26 protein-coding genes are annotated in these 25,831 nt (G+C 68.4%); 7 read left to right on the top strand and 19 right to left on the bottom strand.

From position 1 onward, the window contains the following. Positions 1 to 56: 56 nt before the first annotated feature. From AC3WQM_RS00410 to AC3WQM_RS00390, 5 genes are all read right to left on the bottom strand, one after another. Positions 57 to 1,169: a DUF3800 domain-containing protein gene (locus AC3WQM_RS00410; protein ID WP_492676463.1), complete on the bottom strand. Its 1,113-nt coding sequence runs from the start codon at positions 1,167 to 1,169 to the stop codon at positions 57 to 59. A gap of 34 nt (positions 1,170 to 1,203) precedes the next feature. After that, entirely contained in the window at positions 1,204 to 2,412 is a 1,209-nt protein-coding gene (locus AC3WQM_RS00405) for a branched-chain amino acid ABC transporter substrate-binding protein (RefSeq protein WP_492677173.1), read from the bottom strand. Between the two features lie 67 nt (positions 2,413 to 2,479). Continuing rightward, positions 2,480 to 3,241, bottom strand: a complete 762-nt coding sequence (locus AC3WQM_RS00400; protein WP_369646518.1) for an SDR family NAD(P)-dependent oxidoreductase — start codon at positions 3,239 to 3,241, stop codon at positions 2,480 to 2,482. Next, complete coding sequence (locus tag AC3WQM_RS00395) at positions 3,238 to 4,800, bottom strand: class I adenylate-forming enzyme family protein (protein ID WP_492676462.1); 1,563 nt, start codon at positions 4,798 to 4,800, stop codon at positions 3,238 to 3,240. Before AC3WQM_RS00395 ends, AC3WQM_RS00400 begins: the two co-directional genes overlap by 4 nt. Positions 4,801 to 4,902: 102 nt before the next feature. After that, a complete protein-coding gene (locus AC3WQM_RS00390) occupies positions 4,903 to 6,666 on the bottom strand; it encodes an acyl-CoA dehydrogenase family protein (RefSeq protein WP_492676461.1) in 1,764 nt (587 codons plus the stop codon). A gap of 234 nt (positions 6,667 to 6,900) precedes the next feature. Between AC3WQM_RS00390 and AC3WQM_RS00385 the strand changes: the two genes are divergently transcribed. Beyond that, positions 6,901 to 7,551 carry a TetR/AcrR family transcriptional regulator gene (locus AC3WQM_RS00385; protein WP_492676460.1) on the top strand — a complete coding sequence of 217 codons (651 nt, stop codon included), beginning with the start codon at positions 6,901 to 6,903 and terminating at the stop codon, positions 7,549 to 7,551. A gap of 80 nt (positions 7,552 to 7,631) precedes the next feature. On the opposite strand, the gene AC3WQM_RS00380 is transcribed toward AC3WQM_RS00385, so the two are convergent. Then, positions 7,632 to 7,859 carry a hypothetical protein gene (locus AC3WQM_RS00380; protein ID WP_492676459.1) on the bottom strand — a complete coding sequence of 76 codons (228 nt, stop codon included), beginning with the start codon at positions 7,857 to 7,859 and terminating at the stop codon, positions 7,632 to 7,634. Between AC3WQM_RS00380 and AC3WQM_RS00375 the strand changes: the two genes are divergently transcribed. From AC3WQM_RS00375 to AC3WQM_RS00360, 4 genes are all read left to right on the top strand, one after another. After that, positions 7,858 to 8,250, top strand: coding sequence for a DUF7668 domain-containing protein (locus tag AC3WQM_RS00375; RefSeq protein ID WP_492676458.1), 393 nt, complete (start codon positions 7,858 to 7,860; stop codon positions 8,248 to 8,250). The two genes, AC3WQM_RS00380 and AC3WQM_RS00375, sit on opposite strands and share 2 nt — an antisense overlap. A 68-nt stretch (positions 8,251 to 8,318) precedes the next feature. Further along, on the top strand, positions 8,319 to 8,753 hold the full coding sequence (locus tag AC3WQM_RS00370) for a VOC family protein (protein ID WP_095946714.1): 435 nt from the start codon (positions 8,319 to 8,321) through the stop codon (positions 8,751 to 8,753). Between the two features lie 162 nt (positions 8,754 to 8,915). After that, positions 8,916 to 9,377 carry a hypothetical protein gene (locus AC3WQM_RS00365; RefSeq protein ID WP_492676457.1) on the top strand — a complete coding sequence of 154 codons (462 nt, stop codon included), beginning with the start codon at positions 8,916 to 8,918 and terminating at the stop codon, positions 9,375 to 9,377. A gap of 144 nt (positions 9,378 to 9,521) precedes the next feature. Then, on the top strand, positions 9,522 to 10,298 hold the full coding sequence (locus AC3WQM_RS00360; RefSeq protein WP_492676456.1) for an SDR family NAD(P)-dependent oxidoreductase: 777 nt from the start codon (positions 9,522 to 9,524) through the stop codon (positions 10,296 to 10,298). A gap of 22 nt (positions 10,299 to 10,320) precedes the next feature. On the opposite strand, the gene AC3WQM_RS00355 is transcribed toward AC3WQM_RS00360, so the two are convergent. Genes AC3WQM_RS00355 through AC3WQM_RS00340 form a run of 4 tightly spaced genes read right to left on the bottom strand, consistent with a single transcriptional unit; the run spans position 10,321 to position 13,925 of the window. Beyond that, positions 10,321 to 11,688, bottom strand: a complete 1,368-nt coding sequence (locus AC3WQM_RS00355) for an enoyl-CoA hydratase-related protein (protein ID WP_492676455.1) — start codon at positions 11,686 to 11,688, stop codon at positions 10,321 to 10,323. Between the two features lie 22 nt (positions 11,689 to 11,710). Further along, complete coding sequence (locus AC3WQM_RS00350) at positions 11,711 to 12,154, bottom strand: nuclear transport factor 2 family protein (RefSeq protein ID WP_492676454.1); 444 nt, start codon at positions 12,152 to 12,154, stop codon at positions 11,711 to 11,713. A gap of 29 nt (positions 12,155 to 12,183) precedes the next feature. Then, complete coding sequence (locus tag AC3WQM_RS00345) at positions 12,184 to 13,029, bottom strand: SDR family NAD(P)-dependent oxidoreductase (RefSeq protein WP_492676453.1); 846 nt, start codon at positions 13,027 to 13,029, stop codon at positions 12,184 to 12,186. Further along, complete coding sequence (locus AC3WQM_RS00340; RefSeq protein ID WP_492676452.1) at positions 13,026 to 13,925, bottom strand: NAD-dependent epimerase/dehydratase family protein; 900 nt, start codon at positions 13,923 to 13,925, stop codon at positions 13,026 to 13,028. The genes AC3WQM_RS00345 and AC3WQM_RS00340 overlap by 4 nt, the downstream gene beginning before the upstream one ends. Positions 13,926 to 14,146: 221 nt before the next feature. Here AC3WQM_RS00340 and AC3WQM_RS00335 point away from each other — a divergent pair, with 221 nt between their 5' ends. Next, the gene (locus tag AC3WQM_RS00335) at positions 14,147 to 15,379 is read left to right on the top strand and encodes an ABC transporter substrate-binding protein (protein ID WP_492676451.1); all 1,233 of its coding nucleotides are present in this window, start codon (positions 14,147 to 14,149) and stop codon (positions 15,377 to 15,379) included. Positions 15,380 to 15,431: 52 nt separating this feature from the next. On the opposite strand, the gene AC3WQM_RS00330 is transcribed toward AC3WQM_RS00335, so the two are convergent. Then, the gene (locus AC3WQM_RS00330) at positions 15,432 to 16,184 is read right to left on the bottom strand and encodes an SDR family NAD(P)-dependent oxidoreductase (RefSeq protein WP_489058647.1); all 753 of its coding nucleotides are present in this window, start codon (positions 16,182 to 16,184) and stop codon (positions 15,432 to 15,434) included. 181 nt (positions 16,185 to 16,365) lie between these two features. On the opposite strand from AC3WQM_RS00330, the gene AC3WQM_RS00325 reads away from it, so the two are divergent. Continuing rightward, positions 16,366 to 16,881 (top strand): nuclear transport factor 2 family protein, encoded by a 516-nt coding sequence (locus tag AC3WQM_RS00325; protein WP_492676450.1) that lies wholly within the window; start codon positions 16,366 to 16,368, stop codon positions 16,879 to 16,881. A gap of 32 nt (positions 16,882 to 16,913) precedes the next feature. Here the strand turns inward: AC3WQM_RS00325 and AC3WQM_RS00320 are convergent, their stop codons facing one another. The 8 genes from AC3WQM_RS00320 to AC3WQM_RS00285 form a co-directional block, all read right to left on the bottom strand. Continuing rightward, a complete protein-coding gene (locus AC3WQM_RS00320) occupies positions 16,914 to 17,534 on the bottom strand; it encodes a phenylacetic acid degradation protein PaaY (protein ID WP_492676449.1) in 621 nt (206 codons plus the stop codon). Positions 17,535 to 17,547: 13 nt separating this feature from the next. Next, entirely contained in the window at positions 17,548 to 18,258 is a 711-nt protein-coding gene (locus tag AC3WQM_RS00315; protein WP_489058650.1) for an ABC transporter ATP-binding protein, read from the bottom strand. Then, positions 18,251 to 20,059: a branched-chain amino acid ABC transporter ATP-binding protein/permease gene (locus AC3WQM_RS00310; protein WP_492676448.1), complete on the bottom strand. Its 1,809-nt coding sequence runs from the start codon at positions 20,057 to 20,059 to the stop codon at positions 18,251 to 18,253. The genes AC3WQM_RS00315 and AC3WQM_RS00310 overlap by 8 nt, the downstream gene beginning before the upstream one ends. Positions 20,060 to 20,085: 26 nt before the next feature. Further along, on the bottom strand, positions 20,086 to 20,967 hold the full coding sequence (locus AC3WQM_RS00305; RefSeq protein WP_492676447.1) for a branched-chain amino acid ABC transporter permease: 882 nt from the start codon (positions 20,965 to 20,967) through the stop codon (positions 20,086 to 20,088). Positions 20,968 to 21,018: 51 nt separating this feature from the next. Then, complete coding sequence (locus tag AC3WQM_RS00300) at positions 21,019 to 22,422, bottom strand: DcaP family trimeric outer membrane transporter (protein ID WP_492676446.1); 1,404 nt, start codon at positions 22,420 to 22,422, stop codon at positions 21,019 to 21,021. A gap of 163 nt (positions 22,423 to 22,585) precedes the next feature. Next, positions 22,586 to 23,545, bottom strand: a complete 960-nt coding sequence (locus AC3WQM_RS00295) for an SDR family NAD(P)-dependent oxidoreductase (RefSeq protein WP_492676445.1) — start codon at positions 23,543 to 23,545, stop codon at positions 22,586 to 22,588. Between the two features lie 3 nt (positions 23,546 to 23,548). Continuing rightward, positions 23,549 to 24,751 carry an acetyl-CoA C-acyltransferase gene (locus tag AC3WQM_RS00290; RefSeq protein WP_492676444.1) on the bottom strand — a complete coding sequence of 401 codons (1,203 nt, stop codon included), beginning with the start codon at positions 24,749 to 24,751 and terminating at the stop codon, positions 23,549 to 23,551. A gap of 3 nt (positions 24,752 to 24,754) precedes the next feature. Further along, the gene (locus tag AC3WQM_RS00285) at positions 24,755 to 25,822 is read right to left on the bottom strand and encodes an acyl-CoA dehydrogenase family protein (protein ID WP_492676443.1); all 1,068 of its coding nucleotides are present in this window, start codon (positions 25,820 to 25,822) and stop codon (positions 24,755 to 24,757) included. Between the last annotated feature and the right edge of the window lie 9 nt (positions 25,823 to 25,831).

Raw genomic sequence — 25,831 nt, 5'->3', positions numbered from 1 at the left:
AGGCCCTGCTCGCCCGAAGGTTCCGCGTCGGCGGTCGACGAGACGCGATCGTCCGCTCAGGCCCACGCCTCTTCGGCACCGATGCGAACCTGGCGGGTCGGCACCACCTGCTGGAGGCCGTACCCCGTGCGCTCGTCCCCTTCGGAGATCAGCCGCATCATGGCCTCGCGCAACGCGGGGCACACGCCTGTGCCTGTGTGCAGGTCACGAAAGAACCGCATCGTGGCGCCCGCCACCACCTCGGCCATCTGCACGCCCGCCGCTTCGTGCGACTGCCTGAAATCGAGGGCGGCCACGTCTTCGAAGCGGTGGTCGGACGGGGGCGTGCACTGCAGTTCCATCGCACGGTCTGCTCCTTCGGCGGCGGCCTTCCCCTGCCCCAGGATGCGCTGCACCTCGAAATTCTGGTCGTGCACCAGCCGGACATCGGCCAGGCTGTGCCGGTAGTAGAGGTCGATCCGCGCGTAGATGCGCATGAACGACGTCAGGTTCGGCAGCGTCCAGGCCTGCGTCGACGACGCGTTGAGCTCGGGAGGCGGAAGAAACTCCAGCCAGGGCTGATGCTGGGCCCCACTCAGCGCGTGGTACTCGGTGTTCGCCGCTTCGACGATGCGACCGAACCCTTTGGCGACCTGCGCCGCGGCTTCTTCCTCCTCCTCGGCGGTGTGCGTGGCCAGCTCGCGCAAGCTGGCAAACGATGCGTGAAGTGTCTCAGCCTCCGGCGTCAGGCAGGACGCAACGAAGCTGTCGAGCACATGCGCATCGGCATGGACGTGCAGGAAATCCGCGACGGCGTTCCTGAGAAAGTCGAGCCGCATCGACTCGGGGTAGCCCAGGCAGGACGGCAGCAGCTGGAACGACGTGATGCAGGTGCAGATGAAGTAGCGCTTGTCGACCAGCTCGACGAAAAGCGGGGCCCGCCGGTCGAGCAAGGCGTGGATCACCGCAGCGGCGAACTCCGGCCTGGAGGCCAGCGAACGGGCATCGCGTTCGCCCGAGGGAATGCGGTGGCGATCGCGCAACGCCTGAAGGCGTGCATCCCACTCTTCTTCGTCCTGCAGCCCCACGCCCGCCAATGCAAAGTAGGGTTGCCGCTTGAAGTCGTAGCCCGTGCCGCTGTCGACCATGTCGCCGCTGTGGCCGCTTTCGTCGATGTAGATGGTGGTCATGGTGCCGGGGCGAACGCCTCGCGCCGTCGTGCGGTCACAAGGGCCTCTTCATGCGGCAGGTCGTGGGCTGCTCGGCCGCCTTGGCGTCCACGCTCGCGATCTGCTTCCAGCCGAACCCGGTGCCTTCCTGGTCGTAGCGGACGGCCGCGCCGTCGACCTTCTCCCAGCTCTGGACGAACATCGCCTGCTGGGCCTGGTGGTCGGACTTGCGCAGCACCACGGGACCGTTGATGCCGTCGAAGCGCAAGCCCTCGAGCTGGGCGGCCACCTTCGCCGGTTCGGCGGACTTCGCGCCGCGGATGGCGCTGGACAGCGCGACGACGGCGTTGTAGCCCATGCCGTTGATGAAGTCCTCGCCGAACTGCTTCTTGAAGTTGCCGAGCACCGCCGAGCTCTTCGCACCGGGGTCGTTCGGGTTGAAGGTCGAGACCAGCTTGACGCGGCCCTCGCCCGTCGCGCCGATGGTGCCGGGCACGCCGTAGTTGCTGCCGTTGAAGGTGTAGAAGTCGACTTTGAGCCCGAAGTCGTTGGCCGCGCGCACGATGAGCGCCAGGTCGGAACCCGAGCTGGCCGTGATCACCGCGTCGGCGCCGGACTGGCGGATCTTGGCCATGTAGGGCGCGAAGTCCTTCACCTGCGCGGTCGGATGCAGGTCGTCGCCCACGATCTCGATGTCCGCGCGCTTGCGCGCGAGCGACTCGCGCGATGCACGCGCCGTGTCCTGCCCGTAGGCGTAGTTGGGATTGAGCAGGTGAATCTTGCGGATGTCCTTGCGGCCGGCCAGGTAGGTGGTGAGCGCATCGACCTTCATGTCCGAGTGGGCGTCGGTGCGGAAGTGCCAGTAGCTGCACTTCTCGTTCGTGAGCACCGGCGCCTGCGACGCGTAATTCAGGAAGACGATCTCCTTGCCCGGATTGCGGGCGTTGTGCTTGTCGATGGCCTCGCCCAGCGCGATGCCCACGCTGGACGAACTCGCGCCCTGGACCACATAGCGGATGTCCTTGGCCACGACCGTGCCGAGCAGCGCCACGGCCTCCTGGGGCGAGAGCTTGTTGTCGAAGGGAACGATCTCGAACTGGTAGGGCCCCGCCCACTTCTCCTCGTTCGCCACCCGCGCCGCGTACTGGAAGCTCTTCAACACGTTCTGTCCCAGCCCGGCCATCGGGCCCGACAGCATGTCGAGCGTGGCGATCTTCACGGTCTGCACGGGTTGGGCGCCGGCGGCCAGGGCGATGCACAGCATCGGCGCGGCGATGGTCTTTGTCAGTCTCACGGTAAGTCTCCTCGTGTGGATGTCGATCGATGGGTGTTCAGACGATGACGGCGCCGCCGTCGGCGACGAGCGTCTGGCCGGTCACGAACGCGGCCGCGGGCGATGCCAGGAACGCGATGGCGCCTGCAATCTCCTGCGGCTGCCCGACGCGCCGCAGCGGCAATTTCTTCTGCGTGAACGACTGGATCTCGGGGTCCGCGAGCAGCATGCCGGCCATCTTGGTGTCGATCAGGCCCGGCGCGATGCAGTTGACGCGAATGCCCTGCGGGCCCCACTCGACCGCCAGGTCGCGGGCCAGTTGCATGTCGCCGGCCTTGGACAATCCGTAGGCGCCGATCGTCGAAGAGCCCTGCAGGCCCGCGATGGACGAGACGATCACGATGGCGCCGCTGCCCCTGGCCTGCATGTCGGGCCGAACGAGATTGGCCAGCCAGAGGTTGCTCAGCACGTTGTTGCGCACGATCTTCATGAACATCTCGTCCGCGATCTCGGCCAGCGGCCCGTAGTGCGGGTTGGTGGCCGCATTGCAGACCAGGATGTCGATGGGGCCGAAACGCTCGCGCACCTGCGCCACCATCGCGCGCAGCTCCTCGGGCTGCGAGATGCTGGCCTGGCAGGCGAAAGCCTGCCCGCCTTGCGCGCGGATGCCCTCGGCCACTTCCTCGCAGGCCTCGAGCCGCCGGCTGGAGACGCAGACTTTGGCCCCGAGCAGCGCCAGGTGCTCGGCGGTGGCGCGGCCGATGCCGCGGCTGGCACCGGTCACGACGGCGACTTTTCCGTTCAGGTCGAACAGGTTCATGCGTGGATATCCTTGAAAGTGGGAAGAAGGGAGAGAGCCGGTGCACCGATGCCGTGTCGCAGCAGGTGCTTTTGCAACTTGCCCGACGGCGTGCGCGGCAGCGTGTCGACGCAGACGTAGTCGCGCGGAATCTTGTAGCGGGCCAGCTTGTCGGCCAGGAAGGCCTTGAGCGTCTCCGCATCCGGCTGCCGGCCGGGCCGGGGCACGATGACCGCCACCACGGTTTCGCCCCAGTCCGGATGTGGGCGGCCGATGACGGCCACGTCGGCCAGATCGGGATGCGGCGACAGCGCGTCTTCCACCTCCTTGGAGTACACGTTCTCGCCGCCGGTGGTGATCAGGTCCTTGAGCCGGTCCACCACGTAGTAGTAACCGTCCTCGTCGACCCGGGCCAGGTCGCCGCTTCGGTACCAGCCGTCGGGTGTGTAGGCGGCGCGCGTGGCCTCGGGGTCGTTCAGGTAGCCGCGCATGGCGGCTTCGCTGCGCAGCTGGATCTCGCCGACCTGGCCCGCGGGCGTCGCGCTGCCGTCTTCGGCAACCACGCGCACCTGCACGCCCGGCAGGCTGGAGCGGCCGATCGACCCGGCCTTGCGCAGTGCGTCCTCCGGGAACAGCGCAGTGCCCAGCGGGCCCATCTCGGTCATGCCGTAGACCTGCATGAACTGCGTCGTGCGATAGCGCTGCATGAGCCGCTTCGCCATGTCCTCGCCCAGCGGACCGCCGCCATAGATCCACAGCCGCATCGAGCCCAGGTCGTGGCGGTCGAAGTCGGCAAGCTCGAGCGGCGCGAGCAAGGCGATGGGCGCGCCGAAGGTCAGCGTGACGCGGTGCCGCGCAATGGCTTCCAGGAATCCGCGCGGCGCGTACTCGCGCAGGAAGACCAGCGTGCCGCCCATCAGCAGCGTCCCGAAGGTCCAGTTGTTGAGCGGCGCCGCGTGCCAGATCGGCATCGCGATGAGCATCCGGTCGTTGTGCGTCATCGACAGGGCCGCCGCGCAGACCAGCGCCGTGGTGAAGACCGCGCGATGGCTGTGCAGGCACCCCTTGGGCTGGCCGGTGGTGCCCGAGGTGTAGAGCACCTGCGCCAGCGCCTCGTCATCGACCGGCGCAGGCAACTCGCCCGCTTCGGTGCGCTGCACCAGCGTGTCGAAATGATCGAAGCCGACGCCCGCCGCGCCGGACGCGTCGCCGGTGCCCAGCAGGCAGGCCTCGGTCTCGATGCGTTGCGCCACGCCCAGGGCGACGTCGATGATGCACAGCCTAGCGTCGCTGTGGCGCAGGATGAACTCGACCTCGGGTTTCTGCAGCTTGTGGTTGACCGGCACGACGACCGCACCCAGGCGCAGCGCGCCCAGCACGCCGATGAGGAAGTACGGCGTGTTGAAGCACATGAGCGCCACGCGGTCGCCCTGCCCCACGCCCCGGTCGCGCAGCACCTGCGCGGCGCGGCGGCTGAGCGCCTGGATCTGCGCGTAGCTGAAGGCTTCGTCGCCGCAGTGCAGCAGCGTCTTCGTCGGCCAGCGCGACGCGCTCTCGTCGAACATCGAGATCAGGTTCATGAAGTTTTTTCCAGTGGGATGCAGGGCCGGGCAGCGCGATGCCGCCGGGTTCCGCATCCGGTGTTTTTTGTGGGCGCAGCCGGGAGCGGCTGCGCGGTGGGATCAGAAGCAGTCGGCGTCCAGCGCCATCACGGCGTCGTCGTCCTGGGCGGCCACCAGCAGGTGCTGCTCGACCTCGGGAAACAGGTGCGCGAAATAGAAGCGGGCCGTGGCCACCTTGGCGACATCGAAGGCATCGGACTGCTGCGCGTCGATCCTGCGCTGCGCGATCGAGGCCATGCCGATCCACTGCCACGCGAGGGCCAGCACACCGACGACGCGCAGGCAGCTGTGGCCGGACGCGCCGACCTGGTCGGGGTGCGACGGCGCCCGCGCGATCAGGTGCCGGACCAGCGCATCGAGGCGCCCACACAGCGTGCGCGTCTGGGCCACCCACGGCTGCAGCACCGGATGCGCCTCGTTCTTCTCGAGGACCTGGTGCACCACGTCCAGGAACCGGTGCAGCCTCGCGCCTCCGTCGCCGAGGATCTTGCGACCGAGCAGGTCCTGCCCCTGGATGCCGTTGGCCCCTTCGTAGATCTGGCCCACGCGCACGTCGCGCAGGTACTGGTGAACGCCGCCGTCGTCCAGGTAGCCCCAGCCGCCCATGACCTGCTGCGCGAGGGTCGTGCTGGCGTAGCCGTTGTCCGTCGCGAAGGCCTTGAGCACCGGCGTGAGCAGCGAGACCAGCTCGTCGGCCTCGCGGCGCACCGAGGGCTCGGGGTGGAGCTTCGAGCGATCGACCTGCAACGCGAGCCAGTAGGCCAGCGCGCGCGAACCTTCCGTCCAGGCCTTCTGCACCAGCAGCATGCGGCGCACGTCGGCATGCACGATCAACGGATCGGCGGCCGGCTGCGCCTCGGGCTTGCGCGCCCCGCCGAAGCCGCGCCCCTGCAGCCGCGTGCGGGCGTGGTCGCGTGCCAGTTGGTAGGCCGCCTCGGCCTGGTTCACGCCCTGCATGCCCGTGGCCAGGCGGGCGATGTTCATCATCACGAACATGGCCACCAGGCCGTTGCCGGCGGTGTTCAGCAATTCGCCCCGCGCACCGTCGAGCCGCAACCAGCAGGTCGGCGTGCCGCGGATGCCCATCTTGTCCTCGAGCCCCTCGCAGCGCACGCCGTTGCGCTCGACCGCGCCAGGCAGGTGCCGGGGCACGATGAACAGCGAAAGCCCCCGCGCGCCCTCGGGCGCACCCGCGATCCGGGCCAGCACGAGATGGACGATGTTGTCCGCCAGGTCGTGCTCGGCGGCCGTGACCATGCGCTTGAGGCCGGTGAGGCGGTAGCTGCCGTCCGGCTGCGGAACGGCCACCGTGCGCAGCAGGCCCACGTCGGTGCCGGCCTCGCGCTCGGTGATGCACATGCTGCTGGTCCACGCGCCGCTGGCCAGGTGCGGAAGGTACGCCGCCTGCTGCGCGGGCGTGCCGTTGGCCCGGATGCATTCGTAGCCGCCGCGCGAGATGCTGTGGTACATCAGCCAGGAATGGTTCGCCGAGCCGATCAGCTCCGTCATCAGATTTGTCAGCACCGTCGGCCATGCACGGCCGCCGTGCTCGGTCGCCGCGCCTAGGCCGGCCCAGCCCTTGCCCCGGAATATGTCGTAGGCGGCCTTGAAGCCGCTGGGCGCGGAGACCTCGCCATCGCGCCAGACGCAGCCTTCGCGGTCCGCGCTCTGATTGAGCGGCGCGAGCACCTCTTCGGCGAAGGCCGCCATGTCCTCCATCAGCGCGTCGATGTCTTCCCGGGCGATGGCGCCGGGCAGGTGAAGCGCCTTCAGTTCTTCATCGATGCCGAGCAGGTCGTTCAGGACGAAGCGCAGTTCGCGCAAGGGAGCTTTGTAGGACGCAGGAGGTGACATGCAAGAATGACGAGTGCGCGCGTTGGCCTTGGGTTGAAGTGAGGTTCGGGGCTCGCGGCCACCGGCTGCCTCGGGTTGGAAGAAGTCTAGGAAATCGACCGGGCAAGCATGTTCAGTTTTCGGGACGCGCCCCGAGGCCTTGATTTCCCTCTGCAACGAGGCCCTCCTCCTTGCGTGCGCCGTCCCGGTGTTCGCTTTTCAGCCATGACGACCGCTCTCAAGCCCCGACGCAAACCCTCCCAGTCCCGCGCATGGATGACGTCCATCGCCATCCAGGACGCCTTCGCGCTCCTGCTGCTGGAAAAGGGTTATGAGAAGACGTCGATGCGCGACATCGCCAACGTGGCCGGCGTCAGCGTCGGAAGCGTCTACCAGTACTTCCCCGGCAAGGAAGCGGTCGCGGCCATGACCGTGCGCACCTGGGTGCGCAAGCTCTCGACGGCGCTGTCGAGCGCGGTGGACGACATCGTCCAGGCGGAAGGTCAACGCACGCTGCGCGAGATCACGAGACAGCTGGCGCAGACCCAGGTGCACACGATGCTGGAGGGCGGCGGGCACTGGCGGGTGCTGAGTTCCATCGAACGCCGCGTCTCGCCGCAGCTCGTCTACAACCGCCTGTACCAGCACAACGTCAACCTCTTTCGCAAGGCACTGACGAGTGCGGTGGACTGGCCCGAAGGACTGCAGGATGCGCGCGTCGCCTTCGGTGCCTACACCGTCGTCGATGCGCTGGTGAAACAGACGCTGCTGGTGAGCGCCACGTTGCCGAGCGCCGATGTCATGGTGGAGGAGGTCTTGCTGGCGTTGGACGGGTATCTGCAGGCCGTGCGCGATGGCGCAGCACGCAAGGAATGAGCACAAGCCGCCATGCGGCGGTTGCGATCAGCCGGCCGTTCGTGCCGTGTGCTCGCTTTCGGCCGAAGCGGCGGCCCCTATCAAGGCACGTCGCGACGCAGGAACACATGCATGGCACGCTCGCCCGCCACCTGCCGTTCGCAGCGGTAGCCCAGCGCGGGCAGATCCAGGCCTGCGAACAGCGCTTCCCCCTGGCCCAACAGCACCGGCAGAGGAGAACAGGCGACAGCATCTTGCGAGCGTTCAGCAACTGCTCCACCATAGGCAACGATCAGCCCCGCAATAACGCCCCTCACATCCATCACCATGGCTCACCTGCCCGCTTCCGCGTCCGACCAGGACCTCATCCACTTCGCCGACGCATGGGCCAGGCTGATGGAGGCCGAAGACTACGTGGCCGCCTTTGCATTCACTGCGCACGAGCCCTCCATGCAGTGGACGCCCGCGCTGATCGAGCAGGTCGTCAAGTCGTACGGCGAATGCAGTGCCACCCAGAAGGTCACGCTGCACGGAAAACCAACCGACGTGTCCCAGCGCAAGGAAGTCACCCGATGGCAGAAGGACCACCAGGGAGGCATCGGCGAGATCTGGTACGACCTGAACATCGACGGATACGTCAGCGACCTCACCGCGACCTTCGATGTCGAAGAGGGCGCGGACGGGCTGACCATACGACTGAACGACATCCACGTCATGTAGCGCCTGCCGCCAACCCGGACACCGACTTTCCCAGATATGCAACCCCATTGAAAGAGGAGCCGAAGCACATGACGCTCAAGCGAATGGACAACATCCTGATCGTTGTCGACGATCTGGAAGCGGTGAAGGCGTTCTTTGTCGCGCTGGGCCTGAAGCTCGAGGGCCAGACCACGGTGGAAGGGCCTGCTGTCGGCAGCCTCATCGGGCTGGGAGATGTCCGAGCCACCCTCGCCATGCTGCGAACGCCCGATGGGCAGGGAATCGAACTGGACAAGTTCCACACGCCGGAGGCGGTCAGGTTCGGGCCCGTGAATGCGCCGGTGAACACCCTGGGTCTTCGCCGCATCATGTTTGCCGTCGATGGCATCGATGCGGTCGTTGCGCGGATGCAAGCCCATGGCGCGGAACTCATCGGCCAGATGCAATACGAGACGTCGTACCGGCTCGCCTACATCCGGGGCCCCGAGGGCATCATCGTCGGACTTGCCGAGCAGCTCGGTTGAGGCTCAAAAAGAGCCCCTGCCGACCGGCAAGCGGGCAACAGGGGTGTTGCACTCAAGCACAAGGACAAAGCCTCTCTGGGCTGAGTCCGCACAGCTTCCAGATGCGTCACAGAGCAAAGCTATAGTGCGCCCGCGAACCTCTTCGACTCTCCGGGAGCATCAGTGGACTTGATTTCATGGACTGCGGCTGCCTACATCCTGCTGCTTCCTTCCGGCTATGAGCTGGTCGATCAGAAGGTCGAACAGACCCCCTTCCCCGGGACCTCGGTAGCGACGGTCGAGACGCATTGCTCCTGGAAGGACAAGCAAGGACGCATCGTGGCCTTTTCGTGGTGGAAGCCCATGCCTGCACATCCGGGCGGGCCGATGGTCCCCGAAATGCGGATGAGCGGTTGGTGGGCCAATGAACCTGCGGTGTTCGTTCAGACCCAGGTTTTCGAAGGCATCGAGCAACGCGTTTCCATCGCGTTTCAAAACAACCCGCGTCTCGATGCAGATGCACGCATCTTTGCAACCGGCCTGGATGTCGCTGAACTGCAGCGTTTGCTGAATGCAGCGACGCTGCGTGACCTCACTGCGGACCAAGCTGCAAGGGCCGGGTGTGAGGCCGTGGGTCCGGCCTAGGGGATTTCTTCACACGTCTGCAACGGGCCGACCGCAACGGTCGGCTTCTGGCCACGAGCGTTTCAACGCCAGCGAACGCCAGGCAACGCCCGGGACGCGGCCCCCTTCATTCGGACGATGCCTGCGCACGGCAGCCGACGCACCATGCCTTCACCATTTTTCAAGGAGCAGAAGATGGGGAAACTCGAAGGCAAGACCGCACTGGTCAGCGGCGCCGCACAGGGCATGGGCGAGGCGATCGCGCGCCTCTTCGTCAAGGAGGGCGCACAGGTGGTGATCGCCGACATTGCCGCGGAGGCGGCCCGGCAACTGGCGCACGTGCTGGGCGATGCCGCGCGCGCGGTGGCGCTGGACGTGCGCGACCCGGCTTCCTGGACGGCCGCGGTGGCCACCGCCGAGCAGGCCTTCGGCCGACTGGACATCCTGGTCAACAACGCCGGCGTGCTGGCCTGGCAGTCCATCGAAGCCATGACGCTGGACAGCTACCGCCGCGTGATCGACGTGAACCAGGTCGGCTGCTGGCTCGGCATGAAGGCCGCACTGCCCGCACTCCGACGCGCCGGCGGCGGCGCCATCGTCAACATCGCATCGCTGGCCGGCCGCCAGGGCATGCGCGACGGCTCGGCCTACGTCGCCAGCAAGCACGCGGTGCTGGGCATGAGCAAGTGCGCGGCGCTGGAGTTCGGCCCCGACAACATCCGCGTCAATGCCGTGCTGCCCGGCGCCATCGCGACACAGATGGCCGGGCTGCGCGCAGCCACGGCGGGCGAGCCCGCCGTTCCGGTCTATGCGAAGCAGCCCATTCCCAGGCGAGGCACCCCCGAGGAAGTCGCGCGCCTGGTGGCGTTCCTGGCCTGCGATGACGCGGCCTACTGCACGGGCGCCGAAGTCACGCTCGACGGCGGCATGTCGCTGGGCTGAGGGCGATCGAACGCCACGCGGCTCAAGGGCTGTAGAAGCCCTTGCCTTCACGGGCCAGGCGTGCAAGCAGCGGCGACGGCGTCCGGTGTTCGGCGCCCAGCGCCTGCTGATAGCCCTGCATCGCGCGAAGGATGTGCTTCAGGCCGATCTGGTCCGCATGGAACATCGGACCGCCCCGGTAGCGGGGAAACCCAAAGCCGTGGACGCAGACCACGTCGATGTCGAGCGCGCGCGAGGCCACGCCCTCCTCCAGGATCCTCGCGCCTTCGTCGATCATGGCGAACAGGCAGCGCTCGAGGATCTCGGCATCCGGTACCGGGCGGCGCACCAGCCCTCGCCGCTGCGAGTGCGCCGCGATCAGGGCTTCGGTGTCCGGGTCGGGCACGGCATGCGGCCCCAGGGGAAAACCGAAATCGAACAACACCCTGTCGATCTGCAGCGGTGTCGCGCCCTCCTCCAGCATGACGCTGCGCTCACGCGAGCGCCTGGCCCGCATGCGGTCGCCGACGAGGCCGTCGCAGATGCCGACCCGCACGGATTGCTTGCCGAGCCCCTTCCTGGCTTCGCGCTCGGCGAAGAACAGGTGCCGCAACGCCGCGGACTGCGGCGAAGCCAGCAACGCCCGCGTCAGTTCGTCTTCGCGCGCCAGGCCTTCGGTCAGTGTCAGTTCGCAGGCTCCCCGGATCGCCTGGATGCTGTAAGCGGGCGCGAGAAAGCCTCGGTATGTCGTGGCGACGCGTTGCTCCCAGTCATCGAAGACCTGCAGATCGACCTGCGCAACGGGATGTTCGTCGACAGGGCGCATCGGCCGTCTGCCCGCCACGACCTCTTCGGCGAAGGCCAGGCTGCCATCCAGCAGATCGCCGTCGATCAGGGCATCGATGGCGCCCAGGGCCATCGCCTGGGGCGCACCGACGGGGTCGCCTTCAACGATCAGCCGCAGCGCGGCGTCCACGCCGATGAGCCGGGGCAGGCGCTGCGTTCCGCCGCAACCGGGCAGGATGCCGAGCTTGACCTCGGGCAGGCCGACCTGCGCCGAGGCCAGCGCCACGCGGAACTGGCAGGCCAACGCCAGCTCGAAACCGCCGCCCAGGGCCGTGCCGTGCATGGCGGCGACGACGGGCTTGGCGGACTGCGCGATGGCACGGACCACCTCGGCCAGGTGCGGCGCCTGCATCGGTCGGTCGAACTCGCGGATGTCCGCGCCGACGATGAAGGTGCGGCCCCCGCAGACCAGCACCAGCGCATCCAGCGCGGGGTCTTCGCCCCCACGCCGCACCGCCTCCAGCAGGCCGGCCCGGACCGCCAGCGACAAGGCGTTGACCGGCGGCGAGTGGACGGCGATCACACCGATGCGGCCGTGCGTGGACAAGGTAACAGGCATGGTCATCTCCGGTTCCGAAGAGAGGCGTTCAACCGCGCCCCGGCCTCGGGTCCGCCCGCTCCAGCCGCATCGTGCGGATCAGCCAGTGCCCCTTCGCCCGCACATAGTCTTCGTGGTAGCGGCCGCTGCCCTGCCAGTGGCGCCAGCCATCCGGCGCGGCGGCGTCGGGGAACCACAGCCGATCTTCCATGGACCAGACGCCGTGGGCGGCCGTGGACGACTGCAGCGTGATGAAGGGCATGCCCGCGGCATGAAGCGTGACGGCACCGGCCAACAGCGTCGACACCTTGTCCACGAAGCGGTCGCGGCCACGCCATCGGCCCTGGCCGCCCGTGTCCGTGGCCGCATCGGGCGTGAAGAGTTCGCGCAGTTCGTCCCATCGCTGGCCGTCGACGCACAGGCAGTAGCGGGCCTTGAGCTGCCGGATCGCTTCGACCGCCTCCAGGGCTTCGATGCCCTTCACGGATGCCATGGCAGCCGGCCGATCGCGCGTGTCCATGCCTAGATGGAGAACCCGGAGCCGCTGACCAGCGGCGCGTTGGTCCAATGACCTTCGGGCGTGCGATAGAAGCCGCCCGCCGCGAGCGCGCCGCCATCGACATGCAGCGTCGTGCCGGTGACCCACGACGACAGCTCGCTGGCCAGGAACACGGCGGCACCGGCGACGTCGCGCGGCCGCCCATAGCGCCCGAGCGGCACCCAGTGCTGCGGGTTCTCGCGCAGCCCGGGCGGCAGGCCCGACAGGTCCACCTGGAGCGAATCGGTGGTCTCCGGGGCAATGGCATTGACGCGGATGCCGCGCGGCGCCTGGCCCACCGCCAGGCTGCGCGTGAATCCGGTGAGGCCGGCCTTGAAGGCCGAGTACACCGGGCAGTTCGGGATGCCGCGGAACGCCTCGATGGTCGTCAGGTTGATGATGGAACGGTCGCCCTCGGTGCGCAGCATCAGCGGCAAGGCCGCGCGCGTGACGCGGAACACCTGCTTCAGGTTGATGTCGTACAGCTGCTCCCACTGCGCCTCGGTGTGTCGCTCGAAGCGCCCGAAGATGCGCAGGAAATCGCCGACGTTGTTGACCAGCACATCCAGCCGGCCGTAGCGCTGCCCGATCGCCGCAACGCAGGCATCGACCTGCTCCGGGTTGCGCACGTCGGTGCAACTGACCAGCGCATCCGCGCCCTGCGCATTGAGCGCGGCCTGCAGGCTCTCGGCGCGCCCGGGGTCCGCCTCGGCGACGGCGACGCGGGCGCCCAGTTGCGCATAGGCCTCGACGATCGCGCGGCCGATCCCGGCGCCGCCGCCGGTCACCCACGCGACCTTGCCGTGCAGATCGATGCTCGGGGGCGTCATGGGTGCCTGTACTGGGCGACGATCTCTTCGATCGCCCGGTCGATGTCGTGCCGGTCGTAGCCCAGCAATGCGGTCTCCGCCGGATCGGGCTCAAAGTAGAGGGTCCCGCCCAGCCCGGCATAGCTGGACGCGAGCGGATGGTCCTGTGCCAGCTGCGGGATCGCCGCCGTGTTGCCCACGGCGCGAAAGAAGGCCGTGAAGTAGTCGAGGAAGGAGAGGTTCCGGTCGCCGACCAGGTAGGCCCGCCCCGCTTCGCCGCGCGTCAGCGCACCTTCGATCGCTTGCGCCAGCGATCGCGTCGACATGAAATTGACGCCACCCGTCGGCGCGAACACCGGGATCTTCGCCACCCGCCCCTGGGCGTACTGGGTCAGGCGCTCGAACGCACGCGAGCCGAGGCCAGGCACGGCGCCGAGCATGTAGGGCGGGTTCAGGCAGACGACGCCGAAATCCGGCGTGCACAGCGCGCGCACGGCCTCGTCGACGCGATGGCGCGACAGGATGTAGGGGTTGCCCACCATCAGCTGCGGCGCGGCCTGCGGATAGAAGCTGCCGATGTTGATGGCGCGCCGCACGCCGGCGTCACGGGCCTGCGCAAAAAAGCGCGGCACGGCCTCCACGTTGGCACGCTCCCAGAGCGCCTCGGCATCGTCGCCCTTGCGCAGGTGGCGCGGGTCCTGCCCGGCCGCGAACACCAGCGCGTCGAAGCGCGCGAGATCGGCGGTCTTGAAGCTCCCGGCCACGTAGTCGCCCTGAAGAAACGGCAGGGCCGACATCGGCGTCGCCGCGGCCGGTGGGTTGCGCGAGGCGATCGTGACCTCGTGCCCCGAGGCCGCCAGATGCAGGGCCGCGTGTCCGCCAATCATTCCGGACCCGCCGACGACGAGAATTTGCATGGGGCTCCTTGTCCAATGGACCGGGGAAGACAATCCCCGTGAAGCCCGATCTTGCTTTCGCCCCCTGCGCCGGTCGTCGTCTGTTCAGACTAGAAGAGCACTGAACAGACCTTAGTCCGACTGGACGATGCCTGCCCACCCCGAAGTACAGACCATCCGCACTGAAGCCCCGCGCCCGTGCGGCAAGCCTCGCATTCTTTCAATAACGATGGAGTAGACAAATGAAGCCTTCGCGAGCCCCTCACCGAGCCCCTGTTCGTTCCCCTTCCCGGCGCACCCTGGTCGCCGCGCTCGTCGCCGGTGCCTGCTGCCTGCCGGCACTGGCCCAGACGGCCGCCGAGCCCGTGCGCCTCGGTGCGCTGGTGTCGGTGACCGGCAACCCGGCCAACGGCCTGACCTCGCTGGCCGGCTACAAGTTGGCCGTCAACGAGATCAACAAGTCCGGCGGCATCCTCGGGCGCCAGGTCGACCTGTTCGTCGGCGACGACGCCAACGACCCGACCCAGGCGGTCACCGCCGTCAAGCGCCTGATCTCCAAGGACAAGATCCAGGTCCTGGTCGGCCCCATGGTGAGCCAGGCGACGCTGGCCATCGCGCCGGTGCTGACCGAAGCGCGCATCGCCAACATCAGCGTCTCCGGCTCGTCGGCCATCACGCCCAAGGTGGCGCCCTACCACTTCAGCCTGTTCACCAGCATCGAGGCCGTCTCCGAGGCCATGACCGACTACATCGCCAACGTGCTGAAGGTCAAGTCGGCGGCGATCATCACCGACACCGGCAGCCAGGGAAAGTCCGCGCAGGAGAACCTGCAGCGCATGCTCGCGGCGCGCGGCATCAAGGTGACCGGCACGCAGCAGCATGAGCCGCACATCACCGACATGACCTCGCAGGTCCTGTCGCTGCGCCGGGGCAACCCCGAGGTGCTGCTGCAGGTCAGCAGCACGGGCGACGACACCGGCTCCATCCTGAAGAACCTCGACGAGGTGGGCTGGAAGGTCAAGCTGGTCAGCAACTCGGCGGCGCTGAACGTGCCGATGGTCATGCGCACCGGCGGCCCCGATGCGTTCAGCAACGGGCTGACCGCCGGCCAGCTGCTCAAGGCCTACACCTACTGCCCCGGCGATGCGGTGGGCCAGACCGAGTTCGGCAAGTTCGTCACGAAGCTCAAGGCCGCCGACAGCAAGAACTTCGCCCAGCTCAACCAGCAGGTCGTGAGCATGGCCTACGACGGGGTCTACATCGTGAAGGCCGCGGTCGAGGCCACCCAGTCCTTCGACGGCCCGGTGCTGGCGGCGTGGATCGAGAAGAACGCGCAGGCCATCAAGGGCCGCATCAACGGTCCGCTGTCGGCCTCGCCCGCCAACCACTTCCTGGTCGGCACCGACGCCATCGTGTTCGTCACCCGGCCCGACAAGAAGCGCGAAGACGGCCTGCCCGAGCGCAGCTGCCTGTAGACACAGCAACGAGGAGCGGCCTGCCGGAAGGCGCAGGCCGCTGCCGCCGCGCTCACAGCATCCAGTTGCCCCCGTTGACCAGCAGCGTCTGCCCGGTCACGTAGTTGCTAGCATCGCCGGCAAAGAACGAGACCACGCCGGCGATCTCTTCCGGCTCGGCGATGCGCTGCATGGGAATGCCCGCGATCACCTTGTCCATCAGGTCCTTGGGGGCCTGCTCGATCGCACGGGTGCGCGTGGCACCGGGGCCGATCACGTTGACATTGACCTGGAAAGGCGCCATCTCGCGTGCCAGGGCGCGCGTGAAGCCGATGACCCCGGCCTTGATCGCCGCGTAGTCCCAGTTGCGCAGCACGCCGTTGACGGCCGCCTCCGAGGTCACGTTGATGATCTTGCCGCTGCGGCGCTCACGCATCTGCGCCACCACCTGCTGCGAGCACAGCACGCAGGTCTTGAGGTTCACGGCGAACAGGAAGTCGATGGACCCCAGGTCGGCCTCGAGGAACTCGTGCGTGTTTTCGCGCGCGCCCTGGCCGACGTTGTTGAACAGGATGTCCACGCGCCCGAACTCGCGGTCGATGCCGGCAAAGGCCTCGCGCACCGCCGGCTCGCTGGTGCAGTCGATGGCGTAGGTCTGCGCGCGCCGGCCGAGCGCGCGCACGTCCGCGGCGGTCTGGCGCAGCCCGGCTTCGTCCCGGTCCAGCAGCGCGATGTCCGCGCCGTCGCGTGCCAGCCGCAGCGCCGCCGCGTGGCCGATGCCGTTGGCACCGCCGGTCACGACGGCGATTTTTCCTTGCAGGCTCATGTCTTGTCTCCTGATCCTCGGGTCTGTTGTGGGGGGTTGTTGCGTGGGGCTGTTGCACAGCGGATGCATGCGCCCGACGCCATGACCTTATCGAAGCGTGTCCCTGCGCTCATCGTCCAAGCGGACGATTCGGCCCGTCGCAATCGTTCCTACGCTGCAGGCGATCCCTGGAGAAAACTTCGTGCCCGACCCCACCCCCGACGCCCTGCAGCGCCTGCTCGACCACCGCGAGATCCAGGACCTGGCGATCCGCTATTGCCGCGCCATCGACCGGCACGACTGGGCCGCGATGCGCGCGCTCTACCACGCCGATGCCACCGACGACCACGGCAGCCTCTTCGAGGGCCCGGCCAGCGCGTACATCGACTGGCTGCCCTCCATGGCGCAGAGGATGCACGCCACCTTCCACCAGGTCAGCAACCACCTGATCGCGTGGCGCGGCGACCGGGCCGAAGGCGAGGTCTATGTCGTGGCCTGCCACCTGAAGACCGGTGCCGACGGGCAGGAGGAACAGGTGATCACCGGCGGACGCTATCTCGACCGCTACACGCGGCGCGACGGCGTCTGGAAGTTCCAGAGCCGCAAGGCCGTGATGGACTGGAACGAAGTGCAGCCTTCGCTGCGGCGCTGGCCGCTCACGGGCGCACGCGGGCGGCAGGACCCGGCCTGGGACTTCTTCGAGTTCCTGGGCAAGTAGGCCCCGGAGCAGGCCCCGAAGCAGGCCCCGGCTCAGGGCGCCGTGGCATCGCGCCTGCGCGCCAGGCGCGCGTGGGCCTCCAGCGCGAAGGCGACGCTCTTGCGGTCGGGTTCGATCTCGGTGCTGGCCTCGACGGCCCGCAAGGTACGCAACGACACGGCCGCCAGGCGCTGGTATTCGGTCGTGCCCTCGGACTTCCAGAACACCTCGTCATCGGTCAGCGTGCGCACCACCCGCGCGGGAATGCCGGAGACCATCGAGCGCGGCGGCACCACCATGCCCTTCTTGACGAAGCTCAAGGCCGCCACCAGGCTGGACTCGCCGATGACGGCGTTGTCCATGACGATGGCGTTCATGCCGACCAGCACATTGCGGCCGATGCGGCAGCCATGCAGGATCGCGCCGTGGCCGATGTGGCCGTCGGCCTCGACCACCGAAGCCCGCCCGGGAAAGCTGTGCATCACGCAGGTGTCCTGGACATTCACTCCGTCTTCCAGCACCAGTTGCCCGAAGTCGCCGCGCAGGCAGGCCGCCGGGCCGACGTAGCAGCGGGCGCCGACGATCACGTCGCCGATCAGCACCGCCGTCGGATGGACGTAGGCCGAGGGGTGGACCACCGGCCGCACGCCGTCGAACTCATACACGATCGTCATCGCCGTGCGCCGTTCATCCCGGATGCGCCAGCGCCTCGGCCTGCTGCTTCAGGTGGGCCTTCAGGTCCCCGGCGGCGCAGCTGAGCTTGATGGCGCCGCGCTCGACCACCATGGCCCGATCGGCCACCGACAGCGCGATGTCGATGTGCTGCTCGACGATCACGATCGCCGTGCCCGAAGCCGCCCAGCGGCGCAGGAAGGCGAGGATGGGCGGCAGCAGCGACTGCGCCAGGCCCAGCGAAGGTTCGTCGCTGAGCAGCACGCGCGGCTGCGCGACGAAGGCCTGGCCCAGCGCCAGCATCTGCTGCTGCCCGCCGCTCAGGTTGCGCGCGGGCTGCTTCAGCCGCTCCTTGAGGATGGGGAAGACGTCGAACACCTCCTCGATCGCCCGGTCGAAACCGCGCTTGTCGCGGCGGATCACCGCGCCCAGGCGCAGGTTGTCCCACACCGAGATATCGGGGAACACGCGGTGCCCGTCCAGCACCAGGCGCAGGCCGCTGCGCGCGATGGCCTCGGGGCTCATGCCGCCGATGTCCTTGCCGTCCAGCCGGATGCGGCCCTGCTCGGGCTTGATGAAGCCGCCGATGGTGCGCAGCAGCGTGGATTTGCCCGCGCCGTTCTCGCCCACCACCAGCAGGATCTCTCCCGGCTTGACCGAGAGATCGATGTCGCGCAGCACCGGCACATTGCCGTAGCCCGAGCGCAGTTGTGTGGTTTCAAGCATGGGCCGGCTCGATGAACAGTTTGCGGACGAAGGGGTTTTCGGCGATGTCGCCGGCGCTGCCGTGCGCGACCACCTTGCCGGCCTCCAGCACGGTGATGGTGTCGGCAATGTCCCAGACCAGCTCCAGGTCGTGCTCGACCAGCACCACGGTCTTGCCCAGGTCATCGCGCAGGCGGCGCAGCAGCTGCTTGAACTGCTCGCGCTCCGACGGCGAGAGGCCGGCGGCCGGCTCGTCCAGCAGGATGATGTCCGCGCCCATCAGCACGACGCGCATCAGCTCCACCAACCGGCGCTGCCCATGGGGCACCAGGTCGACATGGCCACCGGCCATGGCCTGCGCCAGCGCCGCGATCCGTTCGGCCGGATGCGCCTGCCCGCCCTGCCCACCCACCCCGCGCACGACGCGCGAGGCGTCCACGCCGATCTCCACGTTCTCCCACAGCGACATCGCCGGGAAGATGCGCGGCTTCTGGAAGGTGCGCCCCAGGCCCAGCCGGGCGATGCGGTGCGCAGGCAACGCGCTCACCTCGCGGCCCGCCATGCGCACCGAGCCGCTGTCCAGGCGCGAGAAGCCGCTCAGCATGTTCAGCAACGTGGTCTTGCCCGAGCCATTGGCACCGACCAGGCCGTGGATCTGGTGGCGCCTGACCTGGAGGTCGACGCCGTCCAGCGCCGCCACCGAGCCGTAGCGCTTGGTCGCCGAGCGCACGTCGATGGCGTCGCCCGATGCCTGCCCGTCCACGCGGGCCTTGGCGGTGCCGCCTTCCAACAGGCACTCCAGGTTCACGCTCAACGGCGCTTGGGTCTTCCGGCGACGCTGGCGCCAGCGCTCGAAAGTGCCGACGATGCCGTCCGGCAGCAGCAGCATGACGACCAGCGCCGCGGCGCCATAGGCCAGCAGGCGGTACTGGAACAGCTCGGCCAGCAGGATGTTGGGCAGCAGGTAGAGCACCCACACCCCGACCACGGTGCCCAGGATGTGGCCGCGCCCGCCGACGATCACCGCCAGGAAGAACAGGATGGACGTGTCGAGGTTGAAGGCCGCGGGACTGACGAAGCCGACGATGGGCGTGTAGAGCGTGCCGACGATGCCCGTGCCGAAGGCCACGAGGGTGAAGGCAACGCAGCGCATCAGGCCCGGTGAGACGCCCAGCGATTGCGCCGCCTCGGGGCTGCTGGCGGCCACGCGCAGCAGCCGCCCCAGCGCGGTCCGCCGCAGCAGCACGTGCGCGGCCAGTGCGGCGCAGGCCACGCCGCAGACCGCCAGCGTCATCGGCGAAACGCCGAGCACGGTGCGCTCATGCCAGGAAGAGAAGCTCAGCGAGAGGCCGTTGATGCCGTTGGTGTAGCGGTTCGCCGCCACCAGCATTTCAGGGAACACGGTGGCCGCGCTCATCGTGACGAAGCCGAGGTAGTAGCCCTGCACGCGCAGCGACGGCAGCGCGTAGAGGAATCCCGCCACGACCGCGGCCGCCACGCCGCAGCAGGCCGCCACCCAGTAGGGCTGGCCGTACAGGCTGGCAACCACGGCCGCACCGTAGGCGGCCACGCCGAAGATCGCGCCCTGGCCGAACGAGGTCTGGCCGGCATCGTGCATCAGCAGGTTCTGAAAGGCGGCGACAGCAATGAACAGGTTGACCAGCTGGAAGCTGTGCGTCCAGTAGTCGTTGCCGACCCAGTCGGGCAGCAGCCCGCTCAGCACGATCAGCACGCAGGCGATCGCCAGTTGCCCGGTGTCCGCATCCATGCGGAAGCGGCGGGCCGTTCCGGGGACGGTGGGCGTCAAGACAGTGGATGTCATTCGAAGGATTTCCAGAGAGACACTCATCACACGCGGCGCGCGCTCGCCCGACCGAAGAGGCCTTCGGGACGGATCAGCAGCATGCCCACCAGCAGCAGCAGCGACACCAGGCCCTGGTACTCGCCGCCGACCAGGTAGATGGCCAGCATCGAGACCACGCCCACCAGCGCACCGCCCACCATGGCGCCCAGGTTGCTGCCCATGCCGCCGATGACCGAGGCGACGAAGCCGTTGAGCACGTAGCGGATGCCCGTGTCGGCCGAGATCGACATCAGCGGCGCCGCCACGAAGCCCGCGCTGCCCACCACCAGGCCGCTGATGCCGAAGGCCAGCAGCTGCAGCTGGCGCACCTTCAGGCCCGCGGCCCGCGCGGCCTCCAGGTCCTGCGACAGCGCGCTCACGGCCAGGCCGACCAGCGTTCGGGTGAGGAACAGGCGCAAGGCCACGAACCAGAAAACGGCCAACGCCATCACGGCGATGTAGGGACCGGGCGTGCGCACGCCGAACAGCACCAGCGGCGGCATCGGGCTGCGCGCCGTCGCGGCCCAGGGGCCCTGCACCAGCAGCAGCGTGGCGCTGATCATGATGGACACGGCCATCGTCGTGATCAGCCAGGAGTTCTGTTCCACCGAATGCCGCAAGGGCACCAGCGTGATCCAGCCCTGCACCGCGACCACCAGCGCCAGCACCAGCGCCGCGGCCGGGATCAGCGCCAGCCAGAGCACCATGCTCTGGCCGGCGGGCGTCGCGGCCACGGCGACGAAGCCGCCCAGCACGAACATGTTGCCCTGCGCGAAGTTGAGGATGTGCGTCGCCCCGTAGACGATGTTCATGCTCATCGCGATCAACGCGAAGATCGCGCCGAGGCCGATGCCCCGGATCACCACAATCGCAAATTCGTCAACCATAGTCACTGCCCTTGAATGTCGGCGGCCGGTGGACGGCCGCCCTGGCGGCCATTAAAACTTGTACTTGCCGATGAACGACAGGCGGCTGCCGATGCCGGACTTGGGCACGTCGTTCTTGATCTTGGCCCAGGCGTATTCCAGCCCGAGCTCGGCCTGCGGCACCGGCGACCAGATCAGGTTGGCGAAGACCGACTCCACCGAACTCATGGTGGTGAGCGGCAGCTGCGGATGCGGCACCGTGGTGCGGACCCGGCCGTAGTCGATGGTCGAGCGCCACTGGTCGTTCCAGTAGTGCAGGTAGGAGATGTTGAAGCCGCGCGACTTGATGGCGTCGAGCGCGTTGGGCGCACCGGCCACGTTGGGATACAGCACGGCGGACGGCTGCTGCTGCGTGATGTAGCGGCCGGCACCCTTGCCCCAGACCAGGTGGTAGCCCAGCTTGTCCCTGCCGAACACGTTGAAGGTGCCCTGGTTGTTGAGGGAGTAGCCGGTGGTGCTCAGGGTCTTGTCGCCCAGCGCCGCGCCCGCCGTGCCCGCGCCGCCCACGTTGGTCGCCGTCAGGCGGCGGGCCACGAAGCCGAAGGACTGGCGGCCCCAGGTGTCGTCATAGACATAGCGCGCGGTGATGTCCGGCAGCTTGTCCAGCGAATTGGTGCTGATGTTGTTGTAGCCCGCCTGGAACACCACGCTGTCCGCGCCGCTGAAGTCCTGCGTGGGTTGCTCGATCGAGGTCGAGAAGGTGGAACGCGGATTGATCTTCCAGGTGTAGCGGATCTGCGGCACGCGGCTGAGGGCCGCCAGGCCGACCGGGCCGCCGAAGTCGTACACGTCCGGTCCCTGCATCAGGTCCGCCGAGTTGGACCAGTACTGGCCGAACATCCAGGGGCCGATTTCCGCCATGGCGTGGCGCAGCCGGAACGAGACCGAGTTGGTCGAGGCCTTGGTGCCACCGGTGCCGTAGAAGTCGCCTTCGATCAGGGTCCGCAGGTCGCCATAGCGCGTGGGCGTGAGCGTGGTGACGTTCAGTCGCGATTCACGCGCCTCGAAGCTCGTCTCGCCGCTGCGCTTGGACGCCTGCGATCCCGCGTACGGAATGCCGCCGGCAGCCGCGGAGAACGGCGACAGCACGGTCTGCGTGTTGCCGATGAAGCCGTTCATCTCCCGGCTCGCGGCCAGCTGCACGTAGCCGCCGATCTTCAGCGAGGTGTTGGTGCCCGGCAGCATGATGGAGCCCGGCAGCGTGCCCGCCACGACCGGCGCTGCACCCTCCGGCTTGGCGGCGGCATTGGCCGCCTGTTTCGCCTCCATGTCGTCCTGCTTCTTCTGCAGCGCCTGCACCTGCAGCAGCATCTCGCTCATCTTCGCCTTGAGGTCCGACAGCTCGTCGGCGTGCGAAGGCAGGGCGAACGCCGCCGAGAGGGCCAGCGCCATCGGCACTTTCCTGAATGTCGTCATGTCTCTTGTCTCCTGGTGCTTTTATGAAAATCGGAGGAATCTCTGAAGACCCCGTGTGCGAATCGCGCCGTGTCCGGTGCGTGTCCGCCGGCCGGATTCTGTGGAAAGACATCCGCCTCAACATCGTCCTTAAAGACTAGGCGGATCGAATGGATCGGCGCGGTCAGCCGCCGGCGTCCGCCTCGCGCGGATAGCGCAGTGCGTAGGGATGCAGCACGAGCTGCGCCCCCACCACGCCGACCGGCAGCTGCCGCGACTTCAACTGCGCCTCGAAGGCCTGCGCGACCTCGTCCACGCCCCAGCGGGCGCTCTCCAGCGGCGGATGCAGCACGGCCGGATGCGTCATGAGCGACAGGCGATCGCCGTCGATGCGCACGACCTGTCCGTTGACGCCCTGCGCCGCATCGGACAGCAGGTAGGCCACGACGGGCGCGTTGTCTTCGGGGCTCACCGCGACCTGCGGCCACGGCGTGCGATGCCGGTCCGTGAAGTAGCTGCGGGCCAGGTCGGCCATCGGCGTCTTCGCCATCGGCGACACCGCGTTGACGCGCACGCCGTGCGGCGCGGCGTCGACCGACCAGCTGTAGGTCAGCGAGGCCACCGCGCCCTTGGACGCGCCGTACATGCCCTGCAAGGTGGTGCCGGTCTGCGAGCCCGAGGTGACATTGACGATGGCGCCCCGGCCGCGCGCCAGCATGTGGCGCAGCGCGTGCACGCCGCAAAAGGCCGTGCCCAGCACATTGACGGCGAGCAGCGCGCGCATCGCGGCCTCTTCCTCGTCCTCGGGCCGCGCCATGTAGAAGCGCGCGGCGTTGTTGACCAGGCCGTCGATGGTGCCGAAGCGGCCGATGCATTCGCCGATCAGCCCGGCGGCGCCGGCCCAGCTCGAGATGTCGGCCGCGTTCGCCACGGCCTGCCCGCCGGCGGCCTCGATGCCCTGCACCACCGCCTGCGCAGCCGCGCCGTCGATGTCGTTGACCAGCACGCTCGCGCCTTCTGCGGCAGCCAGGCGCGCATAGGCCGCGCCCAAGCCCTGGCCGGCCCCGGTGATGACGACGGCCTTGCCCTGCAGGACACCGGCGCGCTCAGTCCTCGCGGTGCCCGCGCCCGTCGTGGCGGCCACGGATCACAGCACCTCGAACAGGGCCGCCGCACCCATGCCGCCGGCGATGCACATGGCCACCACCACGTAGCGCACGCCGCGTCGGCGCCCTTCGATCAGGGCATGGCCCACCATGCGCGCACCCGACATGCCGAAGGGATGGCCGATGGCAATGGCACCGCCATTGACGTTCAGGCGGTCGTGCGCAATGCCGAGCTGCCCGGCGCAGTACAGCACCTGGCAGGCGAAGGCCTCGTTGATTTCCCACAGGCCGATGTCGTTCACGCCCAGGCCGTGCCGCTGCAGCAGCTTGGGAATCGCGAACACCGGCCCGATGCCCATTTCGTCCGGACCGCAGCCCGCCACCGCCATGCCCCGGTAGACACCCAGCGGCGCCAGGCCGCGCCGCGCCGCCTCGGTGCGGCGCATCAGCAGCGTCGCCGAGGCCCCGTCCGACAGCTGCGAGGCGTTGCCCGCGGTGATGTGCCGCCCCTCTTTCACCCAGGTGCCGTTCTTCAGCACCGGTTGGAGGGCGCCCAGGCTTTCCAGCGTGGTGTCGGCGCGGTTGCCTTCGTCGCGCTCGAGGGTCACGCGCGTGCTGCCGAGCGACTGCCCTGCCTTGTCCGTCAGCGCCTTGTCGACGGTGAGGGGGACGATCTCGTCGTCGAACAGGCCCGCCGCCTGCGCGGCGGCCGTGCGCTGCTGGCTGGCCAGCGAATACGCGTCCTGCGCGGCGCGTGAAATCCCGTAGCGCTCGGCCACCACTTCCGCCGTTTCGATCATGGCGATGTAGGCCTCGGGCACCACGGCGCGCACGGCCTGCGACTGGGCGCGAAAGCTGTTCTTGTGTGCGTTCTGCGTGAGCGAGATCGACTCCAGCCCGCCCGCGACGGCAATGTCCAGCTCGCCGCACATCACGCCCTTGGCGGCGGTGGCAATGCTCATGAGGCCGGAGCCGCACATGCGCTCGATGGCCATGCCCGGCACGCTCAACGGCAGGCCGCCGGTGTAGGCGCACAGGCGACCCAGGTTGTACGACTGCGTGCCCTGTTGCGCCGCCGCGCCCATCAGCACGTCGTCGACCTCGCCGGGCTCGATGCCGGCACGCTCGACCACAGCGCGCACCACATGGCCGCCCAGCACGGGCGCCTCGGTGTCGTTGAAGGCGCCCCGGAAGGCCTTGCCGATGGCGGTACGGGCGGTGGCAACTATCACTGCTTCATGCATGGCTTACTCCGTCGATTCAGAAAAGGTGTGGCCGGGTCCGAGCGCCGCGGCGGGGTCGAACACGTGCTGCGCGACGCGGGCCTTGTGGAAGGCCTCGTCGCCCCAGGTGGCGTCCAGTGCCCAGACGCGCTTGGCAAAGATCTGCAGGTCCATGTCCCACGTGTAGCCCATGGCCCCGTGGACCTGGATGCCGTTGCGGCACGCCAGGCGCGCCGCATCGGCCGCCACCAGCTTGGCGTGCGACACATGCACGTCGCGCAGGTCTTCGCGCTCGGCCTGCGCATAGGCGGCGCGGTAGGTCACCGGCTTGGCGAACTCCAGCTCGACCGCCACGTTGGCGATCAGGTGCTTGACCGCCTGGAAGCTGCCCACGGGCTTGCCGAACTGCTTGCGCTGCGCGGTGTAGTCGACCGACAGGTCGATGAGGCGCTGCGTCAACCCGTTCATCTGCCCGGCCACCGCCAAAGCCCCGCGGTTCAGGGTGTCGGCCCACAGGCGCTGGCCGAGCTCGGCATCGGCAATGCAGCTGGCGCGGCTGGGTGTCCACTCGACATGGAACAGCCGGCGCGAGGCGTCGATGCTGCGTCGCGGGCTCATGCGCACGTCCTCGCGGTGCACCGCATGGACCTCGTCTTCGTGCGCGAGCAGCAGCAGATCGGCCACATGCGCGTCGGCCACCAGCGGGTTGACCGGATGCCCGATCGCCAGGCGGACCTCGCCCGCCGCGATGCGCGGGAGCCAGCGCGCGCGCTCGGGCGATTCCGACCCCAGTGCGTCGATCAGCGCAGCGGCCAGCCAAGCGGTCTCGAACAAGCCGTCGGAGCCGCCGTAGTAGCCGATGACCTGCGTCATCAGCGACCAGGCATCGTCGCCGCAGCCCAGGCCGCCGAAGTTTTCCGGCACGGACATGCCCAGCATGCCCTGCCCGGCCACACGGGCCCACATCTCGGACGAGCGCCCGGTCGGCGTGTCCCACAGTTCGCGCGCCAGCTCGGGCGTGGCCTCTTTCATGAAGAAGCTGCACATGGCTTCGCCGAACTCGCGCTGGTCATCGGTGAAATGAAAGTACATCGCGGTGTC

Source organism: Variovorax sp. FW301-JW7 (genome assembly GCF_058788795.1).
Note: the sequence above shows the minus strand (reverse complement) of the source record. Positions and strands in the feature narration are given on the sequence as shown.